Consider the following 11,752-nt stretch of genomic DNA (forward strand, 5'->3'; position numbering starts at 1 on the left):
CAATCAGTCGAGAAACGGCAATACGACGAGTGTGCCTGGATCGAGGTTGTGGCGGATGCACACATCCTGTGCCAGCGAGAAATACCGTTCCGCCTCATCCATGTCGTCATGCTCAAGGCTCAGTGTCGCCAGGCCATCATAGCACGGAAAAAGCAGTTGCGGTTCGTCAATTTCCTTCGCGACCTCAAGGGCTTCCTCGTAATACTTACGAGCTAGCTTCGGTTGCCCATGGCATTGATGGATCTGCCCGAGGACGATCAGTGGTACGGAGAGATGGTCACGCTGATCGAGTGCGCGATCGATCTCCACTGCCTTCTCCGCCGCCGGCACACCTTCGGCGGCGCAACGATCCGTGAAGGTGCAGCAGGAAACGGCGAGGTTGGCGAGAAGGCGTGCCTGGAAGCCGAGATCGCCGATCCGGGTTGCGACCTCCAGCCCGCGCCGGCAAACTTTGATGGCGTTGGCCGGATCGACAATTGTGTAGAGCACGCCGAGATTGGAATAGGCCCGACAGGCGGCACTTTGCAGATCGGCCTTTTCGGCAACGGTGAGGCTGCGCTCCACTTCCTGCACGGCATCGCGGCGGCGACCGAGCCGTGCGAGTGCCGCGCCCTTGGTGTTCAGCGCCTCCGCCATCGCTCGCGCTGCCTCCCGTCCGGCCTCGGTCGTTCCGTCGATCGGTAGCGTTTGCAGCCGCTGCAGGGCCTGTGTCGCCCATTCGGCGGCAGCGGCCTGATCGCCCATGCGGAACGCCAGATGGCCGCGCTCCTGCAGGAGATGCGCATGTTCGATCGGCGCATCTATTGTCGCGATCATGACTTCGGCCTCCGCGCAATGTGCCTCCGCTTGATCGCGGCGGCCCGCCTCGAGATGCAGTCGGCCGATCTTGCGCAATATCCTCGCCGCAGCGATCCGATCGTCTCCGGTGCGATGGATCGCAAGCGCCTGCTGATAGTGATTAAAGGCGGCGTCGCGGCGACCGGCAGGGCCGCAGAGATCGGCGAGACGCTCCAGGAGCGCCAATTGTTCCGGCGCCACCTCCAGCTCGTTTGCAAAGGCGGCGAGCGCCTGGCGGTAGAGGCGCATCGCGTCGTCATTGGCGTAGGTCTTGCGCGCCAGATCGCCGGCAGCCATCAGGTAGCTGGCCCCCTTTGCCTTCTCGGTGGTCAGGCTGAAATGATGACCGAGCTGTGACAGATGCTCCGGCCGGTCGGGCGCTGAGCCATATTGGCGCTCCAGAACCCGTCCGATCCGGTGATGAAGCTCCATGCGCCGTTGCAGCAGGAGATTATGGTAGATGACGTCATGCAGCAGGGATTGGCTGAAGCGATAGGCGGGAGAAACACCGGCATCAGGCCCGCGCAATTCCTCGATGATATTTGCATCGCAGAGATAGTCCAACGCAGCATCGATGGCAGTCGGGTCGGTGGCGACGGAGCGGAGCAGGGCAGTGTCGAACTTCGGGCCGACCACCGCCGCCTCCTGCGCCAACCGTCTAATCTCCTGCGGCAGACGATCGACGCGGGCAAGCAAGAGAGCCTGCAGATTGACTGGAATATCGACATCCGTCTCTTCCGCCGCAACTTGCCAGCGTTGACCGTCATTGTGCAGCCTGCCCATATCGATCAATCCCCGCAGGATCTCTTCGATGAAGAGCGGATTGCCGCCGGCGCGATCAAGGATGCGCTTGCGCATCGCGACCGGCAGCTTGCTATGGCTCTCGCCGAAAAACGCGGCGAGCAGCTTCTGCCCGTCGGTTGCGTTGAGTGGGCCAAGACGTTGGACGGTAACGCTGACGCGATTGGAGTCCAGCGGGTCGATCTGCGATGTCGGCCGGTAGATCGCAAGCAGCATCAGCCGGCTGCGCTCCAGCCGATCCAGCATGAAGCGAAGCACTTCCAGCGAGGCCGCGTCCGCCCAATGCAGATCCTCGATGACAAGCAGTAGGGGACCTTGCGCCAGCCGCCGCTCGAACACCGTGCGGACCGCATAGAAGATCTGCCGCCGCAACTGTTCAGGCTCGATGTGCCGCAGCGCTCCACTGGGGTCACCGAGGCCGAGGACATGCAGAAAGAGCGGCGAAAGTCCCTCAACATCCTCCTGCGTGAGATCCAGCGCGCGGAAACCCGTCGCCAGCAATTGTCGCGTCCTGTCGAGATTGTCCCGCTCGCCGATGCCGTAGGCACTGCGCACGACCGCGGCAAGCGTGCCATAGGACTGTTCGCCGAGAGGGGAGCAGGTCGCCTTGCGGATGGCGAGGCCTTGAAAGCGCGCTGCATTGCCGGCGATCCCGATGAATTCATTGACCAGCCGCGACTTGCCGATGCCGGCTTCGCCGATGAGGCGGACAAGTTGCGCCGCACCGCCGCAGGCAAGGTCGAGACAGGTCAATAGCCGCGACAATTCGGTATCCCGTCCGATCATCGGGGCCCGCAGGCCGAAACTCTCTAGCCCGCGCGCCGTATGCGGTGCCTCCAAAGGTCCTGTCAGCCGATGGACAAGCACGTTGCCGCTTTTGCCGCGCAAGGCTTGGGCGCCGAGGCTGTCGAAAGCGAAGGCATGGCGGGTGAGACGATAGGTCAGCGGCCCGACGAGGATATCGTTTTCGCCGGCCATGGATTGCAGGCGTTGGGCGGTATTCACCGTGTCGCCGGTGACGGAATAGGATTTTGTGCTAACGGCGCCGAAGCCGCCGGTGACGACTGGGCCGCTGTTGATGCCGATATGCAGACGCAGCGGTACGCCGGCGCGCGATTGCCAGCGCTCGCCGACCTGTGTTGCCCGATCGATCATGTTGAGCGCTGCATTCAGTGCCCGCATCGGATCGTCCTCATGGGCAACCGGCGCGCCGAACAGAGCCAGCAGCGCATCGCCGACGAACTTGTCGACAAAGCCGCCATAGGCCTCGACCGCCTGGGTCATCTCTTCGAACAATTCGTTCTGCAGCACCCGCATCACTTCCGGGTCGATCTGCTCGCTCAGTGTCGTGAAGCCGCAGAGATCGGCAAAAAGCACGGTTACCGGTCGCCGGTCGGCATCGTCCCCGGATTTTGCCGGCGGAGCCTCGATGATCGGCTTGGCGGCGGATGGGGCTTTGTCGGAAATCGCGGCGCCGCATCGGGGGCAGAAGGCAAAATCAGGCTGGCAGGGAAAGCCGCACGCAGCGCAGGAGATAGGTTGCTTTGCGCCGCATCGCGGACAGAAAGCAAAGCCGCTCTGAATATCGAAACCGCAGCCCGCACATTCCATCGGACGCACCTCGAAAAAGCCCGGTGCGCCACGGCTCCTTCAGCCGCAACCAACGGTCTTCAATATGGCGATAAACATGAACCTGCTGCCTCAGGCCCGCAAGCACTAAACAAGTGGTAGAACGACTATCGCCGTTTGAATGACCAGCCCTCCGGCCGCCCCTCGATCACGGTCACCGTATCGCCGATCTTCACCGTGCCTTCGCCGCGCGGTGAGGCATTCCAGCCGAAGAGCGGACCGGGAACGCGGCGGTCGGCAGACATGCGGACGCGGCCCATGGCGGGCATCGGGTTCGGAACGTCGCGCGAGCCGGTTTTCTGGTCCTGCGTCGTCATAATGCAGCGGGCGCATGGCTTGACGAGATCGAGCCGAATGCCGCCGATCTCGATCGCAGCCCAGCGGTCCTCGGGCCACTCCTCATCGCAGTCGATGACGATGTTGGGGCGAAAACGCTCCATGCCGACCGAACCCTCGCCATGGGTGGCAAGATCGGCATTTAGCGCCTTCAGCGAGCCGGTGGTGGTGATCAGGATCTGGTATCCGTCGACGAAGGTAACCGGCGCGTCACCGCCGGCCCATTCCGGATTGGCGACGCGCTTGGCGAGCCTGTCGAAGAAGACCATTTTGACGTCGCGACAGAGCCACGCCGACAGGGCCTTGTTGGTTTCCTCGTCGGCAACAGAAGCGCTGACATCCGATTTCCAGACGACGACATCCATGCGGTTGTCCGGGTGCGGCGGAGGCACGATGATGTCGGCCTTGCCCTCCATTTTCAGACGCAGATAGGAGGGGCCAGGCTGGATGTCGATGCGGGCAAGATCCTGCAATTCGCGTTGCGTGATGAATTGGCCTGATGGTTCGACCAGCATGGCGCGACGATCGCCGACCAGGCCGAAGGCGTCGACGGAGGCGGATGGAATGGCAATGCCGCGCGCGCTCTTGAGCGGATAAATGAAGAGATCGCTGATCCGCATGAATAGCCCTCAGATTTCGTCGATGAACATTGCCAGCACCGTCTTCAACCGCTCGTGCCGCTCGCCGGCAAACCTGCGGCCGGTTTCGGTCTGAAACCCATCCGCCAGTTTGAACAGCTTTGTCTCGAAATGGTCAATGGCGAAGCGCTTGTCGTCCAGCGGTCGCTCTGTCGCGAGCGGGTCGAACGGATCGTAGAGGCCCGAGCCCAGGCGCCCCGCAATATAGAAACAACGGGCAGCGCCGACCATGCCGATCGCATCCAGCCGGTCGGCATCCTGCAGCATTTTCGCCTCTAGCGTTTCCGGCGGAATATTGGCGGAAAAGCTGTGCGTAGTGATCGCGTGCGATACGGCGGCGATATCCTCGCCAGCCCATCCAAGCTCCCTCAGGATGCCCGAGGCCTTCTCGGCTGCCAGCCGCGATGCCTGGGCGCGATGCGGCGAATTTTTCTCCACCGAGACGCAGTCATGCAGCAATACGGCGGCGGCGAGGATGCGGGCATCGCCGCCTTCTTCGGCCTGGATCGACATGGCGCTCTTGAAGACGCGCAGGATGTGGGCGACGTCGTGCGAGCCGTCGTCGCCATCGGCCGCATGTGGAATAAGCTGCGCGGCGAGCGTCTCGAATGGGGCAAAAGCCCGCGCCATGCTGTTGGTATCCATCTTCGGCCCCATGTCGGAGTGATCTGTCGGAATGATCTCGTGCGTTCCTACCGGGCGCAGAGATTCGCCGCAATCATTCCGTCGCGTTCCTGCCCGTCAGGACCTTCTGATAGAACAGGCCGATGCCGATCAGCACCGCGCCGAGGCCGATGAAGGATAGTGCTCGCAGGAAGCCTTCGAGATTTGCCATGTCGATCAGAAAGACCTTCACGACCGCGACGAACACCAGCGCAGCCGACGCGATACGCAGGCTGCGAGCATTGAAACGTGCCCCGAGCCAGAGAAGGGCGATGCCGATCAGTAGCCAGACGGCGGAATAGGAATAGACCTCCCCCTGGATGAAGTCATTCCAGAACGGGATGTATTCGCCTTGCCAGAAACGGCGCACCGACAGCGTCGCCCAGGCAAAGGCCATGACCGCGCCGGCGACGGCCAGCATCATCACATAAGGCCGTGGCCGTCTGCCCCGCGCATAGAGCGCCAAGCCGCCATAGGCGATCGCCGGCAGCAGATAGCCGAGTAGAAGCAGGTTGAAGAAAGGAATCCGGCCGGTGCTTTCGCCTGTCATGAAAGGGTTGAGTCCGAGCAGATGCAGCGACAGGATCAGGATGACGGAGAGTACACCTAGCGCCATTCCGCCATAACGGAAGACGAGGCTCGATGCGCTGAGATCAAGCGCCATCAGCGTCGCCGAGGCGCCGATCGCCAGCAATGTGTAGATCGATTGTTCGCCGAGCGTCGGAACGTTCGCATTCAAGACGCCGCCGTTCATCGCATGGCGCACCAGGATGGCGATGGTCAGCAGCACCAGGAAACTCGCAAGTGCCTGCAGCGTGTTGCGCAGCCGGAGGTCCTGCGAATGCCTGAGCTCAAAGGCGGCCCAGACGGCGAGGGCCGCGGGGATGCCGTAACCAGCAAGCAGCATGTTGAGGATCGGCGTCGTGCCGAGTTCATCCGGGTCGACGATGGTCGGCTGCCAGGCGATGCGCCCGAGGGTGATGAGCAGCGCCGCAACCATCGTCCATGGCAGGGCCGGCCAGGAGCGGGCGCGCCCCGCCAGCATAAATGCCATGCCAAGCACCGGCAGCAGCATCGTCGGGATGGCGTCATGGGTCAGCGTGTGAAGAGCGAAGACCAGGGCAGCGAAGGAGCCTGCCGCGAGGATATTGGTCGGCAAGGCCCCGTTGGCTTCCGGGGAACGGCGGTGCTGCAATTCGGCGAGCGCCATCAGGACCGCGGCAAGCACGATGCCATAGAGCCCGTGCAGCCAGTCACGCATCCAGTTGCCGAAGGTGACATAGCTGATCACGGCGATCGTCAGCGGCGTGGCGACCATGATCGCGCTCCATAGCGCGGCAAAGGGCTTCTCGCTTTCGCCAAAACGCTTGAGAAAGAAGAAGCCGACGATGACAAAGATCGCGCCAAGGCCGAGACCGTCATAGACGACAAGATGGGAAAGTGCCGGAACGATCTGCGCTATGTTCAGCTCCGCACCGATCTCCGGCTGCATCAGGGCGATGAACATGCCAAAGCCGGCCGCTATGGCCGACAGGATTGCCGCCCAGGCCGCATACACGCGGCTGGCTCCGAGGGCCGCAAGGGTGGCGACGATCACAGCGAAGAGAAGCGATGCGTCCGGGAGCGGGTATCCGTACAGAAGACTGTAAACGAGGAAGGCCAGGGCGACCGCGGCGCTGCCGATCGATGCCGTCAGCGTCATTCCAAGCGGTGCGCGCGCCAGGAACGCGGCCCAATGGCTGGCCGGTGGTGCGACCGATAACCCCTCGGTTTTGACCGAATCTATATCTTTCTCGATCGTTGCGGCTGCTCCATAGCGTCCGGGCCAAATAAAAATCGTGCCGGCGATCATCGCCAGCATGGCCAGAGTAACCGGGGTCAGATCGACGACATCGCTATTGAAGATGTAAAGCAGCGGCCAGATGCTGAGGAGGGCATTGGCGAAGGACGGTACAGTGTGCCAACGGCGCAGGCGCGATGCCGCAATGGTGGCGAGCCACGTGAAGACGAGATAGCCGAACAGCGTCCACGGTCTTGGCGCCGTCGAGGCAATGAGCACCGGGGTGATCATGGAAGCGAGGAGCCCAAGCCCCGCAAGCGCCTGGCCATGCAGCAGCGACAGGCCAAGCGTGGCGAGCGAAATCAGCCCCAGAAGGACGAAGGCGGCCGCCGGTCCGATGAAGCCGTAAATGCCATGGGCAGCATAGGTCGAGCCGAACAGCGCGACGACACCCGCCGCCGTCAGCACGCCGGGGATCATCGCGTTCTGGAAGGTATTGGCCAGCATAGGCTCGGATCGGCGCCGGATGACTTCACCAGCAGCGATAAGGACCAAGCCGAAGATGGCGGCAAGCACCAGCCGCACGGCAGGACTGAGCAGGCCGCTTTCGATCGAATATTTGACCAGGAAGATGCCGCCGAGCGCCAGCGCAATACCGCCCACCCAGACGGCCCAGCGGGCGCCAATCGTGCTCTCCAGACTTTCGTCTTTCTGCTGAAGGGCGGCCGCGACCATGTCCTCTTGTTGCTCTGGCGTGCCGCCATCGGAAAAGGCGGCTTCCTCCATGTCTGACGTTGTCTCTGCGGCGGCTTCGGTCAACGGCTGCGCCGCGGTTTCGGACGCTTCGATTACCTCTTCAACAGACTCTGCCGCCGCGGCTGATTCGCTCGAATCGACCGACAACACATGGCCAGCAAGCGCATTTTGCAGCTCTGAAACGCGGCTTTCCAGCCGTTGTAGCCGTTGGTTGTAGCTGCGCAGTATCAAAATACCCACGACCACAATCACGATCAGCAGCAGTTCGGTCATATCCACTCCATGGGCTTCCATCGTTACATTATACGAAAAGACCAGGACAGGAAGGGCCAGTCGGCCGATTTTCCCTATGATTACAGGGAATTACCAGATAGGGAGCGGGACGCACTGCGCGGTCGGCCATCATAGACTTATTAGGAAATAGCGATTTATAACTTGAAAACTATTGTTAATACTCATTAACAATTCGTCTTTACCCGGGCGGCAAATCAGCCTATCAACACTCATAGTTAACCAGAACGTATTGCGTACAAACGACGTCGCATGAGGCGGCTCCTCACCCAAGGAGGTTTGTATGTCCCATGTATCTTCCACATCCAATAGTACCTATCCTTATCGCGGTACGCTTTCGCGGCTCGATGCGAATGACGACGGTGTTTTGAGTCGTGAAGAGCGCGAAGCCGACGAGCGTCCGGGCATTCTCGAGACCGATGCGGTCGATAACGGTAGCGCGAATGGCGCATTGGGTAGCCTGATGGCAAAGCTGATGCAAATGTCCACCGGTAGCGCGACGACGGGCAAAATGTCCGCGGCCAGTAATGCTTACGACCTCGATCTGTTGACGCCGATGGATGCTTACAACAGCACTTACGGCCAATACGACGTGGACAGCAGCATGGCGGCCTGAGCGGTCGCCTTGGCCATGCCATCATAAAGGCCCGCCGGACAGTGGCGGGCCTTTCTGCGTCCAAGACCTGCCCATTTCTCTTCTCGCGGGAACACCCGACCCTGTGATGCGTTGCCTTCACGACTCAAACGGGAGAATGTTCCATGAGGACGATCATTATTGCTGCGGCCCTGGCCTTGACGGCAGCTCTGCCCGCGACTGCGCAGGACAAGCAGACGGCAATTGCCAATTTTATCGGTGTCGACGGCAAACAGGCGGGACGGGCGGTCCTGACCGAGGCGAAGACGGGCGTGCTGATCGAACTCGACGTGTCCGGCCTGCCTGCCAATCGATGGGTCGCCTTCCATATTCACGAGAACAATCATTGTGACCACACGCACGGCTTCGAATCCGCCGGCGGCCATTTCAATCCCGCAAATGCCGAACACGGCCTGCTTGCGGCCAATGGCCCGCATGCCGGCGACATGCCTAATCAATATGTCGATCAGGACGGCAAGCTCAGGGCGCAAGTCTTCAACGGCATGGTCTTGCTGGACGGCAAAAACGGCATTCGCGGCCGAACGCTGATGATCCATGCGGAGTCGGATGACTACCGCAGCCAACCTGTCGGCGGCGCCGGTAAACGGCTGGCTTGCGCCGTTATCGAATAGCCCTGCGCCAAGGGTGATTCGCTCGATTGTCGTGATCTGCGCCAAGCAGCGGTTGTCTCTCGCTCGTAGAGGCCCACCGCCAATATGATTCGCTGCCTGTCAATTGGGGTTAATAATCAATTAACACCTATCTTTGACCGTCTCCGAAAATCGGCCTATGCCAATCGGCATTTCAACGAGCGTACTGCGTCCCACCGAAAACGCCTGACAGCGTTTACTTCAGGAGATTTGGGTGAGTGGTATTTCTTCAGTTGGAAGCAGCATGAGCGCTGCCTCGTACAATCCCCTTGATAAGAATCACGATGGCGTTGTGGACGCCCAGGAGCTGCAGGAAGCAGCACAATCCGGCCTCCTGTCTGCAAGCGTTCTTGCCGACGAGGACGGTGACGACAACAGCGATCAGAGCGCCACGGGCGCTTTCTCGGGCAATCTGGCGTCCATGCTGCTGCAGATGCAGCAGAGCAGCGGCAGTGGCGAGACCAGCACTGATTCGTCTGCCGCCGACACCTCATCCGTGGAAAAGACGTCCAACAACAGCAGCGGCGGCACGGCCACTAGCGACAATACCAGCCAGAATGCTTTGGAAGTCTTCATCAAAGAGATGGAGGCCTCGATGAATGTCTATCAGAATACCTACGGTCAGTACGATCCCGATCCGTCGGATAGCGTTGCCGCCTGATCGGCCGTTCTCGTAAAAGCTGAAAATGGACGGAGATTGCGCAAGCGCAGTCTCCGTTTTTATATGACGCCGATTTCCGCTTGTAGCGATAGGACAAAGGGCGCGTTGCCGTCCGCATCCGCGCCGCGGCCGATCGCCTTGACGGCGTCGACGAGCCGGCCTTTGCGGTCAAGCATCTGGTCACCGATCATGATCAGCCGTGCATTCGGCGTCGCATAGGGCGAGGCGGTGCGCAGCCGATGGGCAAGCGCCAGATCGTCCTGCTCGGGATGGACGGCAAGCGCTGCGATCAGCGCGGCCGCGGGGGAACGCGACACGCCCATCCAGCAGTGGATCAGCAGCGGTGCCGTGCGATCCCAGTTTCTGGCAAAATCGATGATATCGCGGACATGCGTTTCCTGCGGTGCCACGAGGTCGCCGGTGCCGGGAAAGCTGATGTCGTTCATGCCAAGAAGCAGGTGCCGTTCCGCTTTGATCACGGCCGGCCGGTGAAACGTCTGTTCCTTGGCCATCAAGCTGATCATTTCGGATGCGCCGTGACGAACGGCCATCTCGGCGATGCGTACCAGCGGCGATACGACGATCGCGGTCATGCGTCGGTTCTCACGGTGGCGCGTTCGGCCTCGATCGCCGCGAACCGCGCCAGAAAGAGGCGTTGTGCTTCGATCGCCGGCATCGGTTCCATCGGCAACATCTCCTGCGTAATGCCGCGAGGCTGGCCGAAGAACTTGCGCGCTTCCTGCGGCGTGAAACCGGCAAGCAGCGTCGCCTCGAAATAGGCAGAAACTGTATCGGCCTTCTTGATCTTTTCCTTCAATGCCGGCCCGCAATGCGGCGGCAGGGTAAAGCGTCGGTAGATCGCGGCTTCCAGGCGCTTCTCCACCACCTTGTAGTCGCCGCCGACCACGGATTTGAACGGCGAGATCATGTCGCCGATGACATATTCGGGCGCATCGTGCAGCAGCGCCGCCAACTGCTCGTCCGGCGTCGGCTGGTTGAGATGCCGGAAGATCGTCTCCACAACGAGGCTGTGTTGCGCCACCGAGAAAGCGTGATCCCCGGAGGTCTGGCCGTTCCAGCGCGCCACGCGGGCAAGCCCGTGGGCAATATCGCTGATCTCGACGTCGAGCGGCGAAGGGTCCAGCAGATCCAGCCTGCGGCCGGACAACATGCGCTGCCAGGCGCGCGGGATATTACCCGCTGTCATGCCGAAGCCTCATCGCTCTGCGTGGGGAAGGAGAGGCCGGACCAGGCGGGCAGCGCGAGCGAAACTTCGCGATCTGCCGTAAGGATGGGCGTGTCGGCTGCGATGGCTTCGCCGGCGCGGTCAATGCGGACGATGGCAAGGCCCTTGGCGCCATCAGTTGAACCAAGCGTGCCGATCGGCTTGCCGTCAGCAGTCAACTCGGTACCGGTGGCGGGCAGATCGGTGCTGCCGCTGACGATGACGACCCGTCGGCGCGCCGTGCCGCGATGCTGCATGCGGGACACCACTTCTTGGCCCACATAGCAGCCCTTGCGGAAGCCGAGGCCGCCGTTCAGATCCATCAGCACGTCATGCGGAAAAGCATCCTGCAGGGCGAAATCCTGGCCGGAAAGTGCAATGCCATTGGCAATGCGCAGCGTCTGGTAGAGCGCCTCCGCATCATCGCCGTCCTGGCCGGGCGTGCGCGTCAGCGTGATCCCTGCCTTGGCGAAACGGCTGTCCTTCCGGGTTTCAGCCGCATTCTCGCCCCAGGCGACCGTGACGCCTTCCATTTCCATTGCAGCAAAATCGACCGGTGCGCGCAGGCGGTACATGGTGAGCCGCTTCAGAAGTCCGTCTCTCTGCGCTGCATCGGTCTCCAACAGAAAGCCGGGGCCATCCCGCCAGATCATGAAATCGAACAGGATCTTGCCTTGCGGTGTGAGCAGTGCGCCGGGACGGGCCTCGTCCGTGCCGAGCGAGGCAAGATCGGTGGTGATGAGATTGTGCAGGAAGGCTTCCGCCTCCGCGCCGGTGACGCGAAGAAAGGAGCGATCTCTGAGGAATACGGCTGGCATTGTGGACCCGCTAATTTGGCCTATCGCTCAGAG

10 protein-coding genes are annotated in these 11,752 nt (G+C 61.6%); 3 read left to right on the top strand and 7 right to left on the bottom strand.

What is annotated here, in order from left to right:
• Positions 1-3: 3 nt before the first annotated feature.
• The 4 genes from QA648_RS03930 to QA648_RS03945 all read right to left on the bottom strand — a co-directional run bounded on the left by QA648_RS03930 (position 4) and on the right by QA648_RS03945 (position 7,713).
• A complete protein-coding gene (locus QA648_RS03930) occupies positions 4-3,249 on the bottom strand; it encodes an adenylate/guanylate cyclase domain-containing protein (protein WP_283049732.1) in 3,246 nt (1,081 codons plus the stop codon).
• Positions 3,250-3,374: 125 nt separating this feature from the next.
• Positions 3,375-4,223: an MOSC domain-containing protein gene (locus QA648_RS03935; RefSeq protein ID WP_283049734.1), complete on the bottom strand. Its 849-nt coding sequence runs from the start codon at positions 4,221-4,223 to the stop codon at positions 3,375-3,377.
• Positions 4,224-4,232: 9 nt separating this feature from the next.
• Positions 4,233-4,886: an HD domain-containing protein gene (locus QA648_RS03940; RefSeq protein ID WP_283049736.1), complete on the bottom strand. Its 654-nt coding sequence runs from the start codon at positions 4,884-4,886 to the stop codon at positions 4,233-4,235.
• Positions 4,887-4,959: 73 nt separating this feature from the next.
• Positions 4,960-7,713: a DUF2339 domain-containing protein gene (locus QA648_RS03945; RefSeq protein ID WP_283049737.1), complete on the bottom strand. Its 2,754-nt coding sequence runs from the start codon at positions 7,711-7,713 to the stop codon at positions 4,960-4,962.
• Between the two features lie 301 nt (positions 7,714-8,014).
• Here QA648_RS03945 and QA648_RS03950 point away from each other — a divergent pair, with 301 nt between their 5' ends.
• The 3 genes from QA648_RS03950 to QA648_RS03960 all read left to right on the top strand — a co-directional run bounded on the left by QA648_RS03950 (position 8,015) and on the right by QA648_RS03960 (position 9,676).
• Positions 8,015-8,347, top strand: coding sequence for a hypothetical protein (locus tag QA648_RS03950; RefSeq protein WP_104822519.1), 333 nt, complete (start codon positions 8,015-8,017; stop codon positions 8,345-8,347).
• A 143-nt stretch (positions 8,348-8,490) separates the two neighbouring features.
• Positions 8,491-8,997: a superoxide dismutase family protein gene (locus QA648_RS03955; RefSeq protein ID WP_283049740.1), complete on the top strand. Its 507-nt coding sequence runs from the start codon at positions 8,491-8,493 to the stop codon at positions 8,995-8,997.
• Between the two features lie 262 nt (positions 8,998-9,259).
• Positions 9,260-9,676, top strand: coding sequence for a hypothetical protein (locus tag QA648_RS03960; protein ID WP_283049741.1), 417 nt, complete (start codon positions 9,260-9,262; stop codon positions 9,674-9,676).
• Positions 9,677-9,735: 59 nt separating this feature from the next.
• On the opposite strand, the gene QA648_RS03965 is transcribed toward QA648_RS03960, so the two are convergent.
• Genes QA648_RS03965 through QA648_RS03975 form a run of 3 tightly spaced genes read right to left on the bottom strand, consistent with a single transcriptional unit; the run spans position 9,736 to position 11,719 of the window.
• Positions 9,736-10,269, bottom strand: a complete 534-nt coding sequence (locus QA648_RS03965; protein WP_283049742.1) for a tyrosine phosphatase family protein — start codon at positions 10,267-10,269, stop codon at positions 9,736-9,738.
• Positions 10,266-10,883 (bottom strand): HD family hydrolase, encoded by a 618-nt coding sequence (locus tag QA648_RS03970; RefSeq protein WP_260303562.1) that lies wholly within the window; start codon positions 10,881-10,883, stop codon positions 10,266-10,268. Before QA648_RS03970 ends, QA648_RS03965 begins: the two co-directional genes overlap by 4 nt.
• The gene (locus tag QA648_RS03975) at positions 10,880-11,719 is read right to left on the bottom strand and encodes a folate-binding protein YgfZ (protein WP_283049744.1); all 840 of its coding nucleotides are present in this window, start codon (positions 11,717-11,719) and stop codon (positions 10,880-10,882) included. The genes QA648_RS03970 and QA648_RS03975 overlap by 4 nt, the downstream gene beginning before the upstream one ends.
• Positions 11,720-11,752: the final 33 nt, after the last annotated feature.

Source organism: Rhizobium sp. CB3171 (assembly GCF_029714265.1).
GTDB lineage: Bacteria > Pseudomonadota > Alphaproteobacteria > Rhizobiales > Rhizobiaceae > Rhizobium.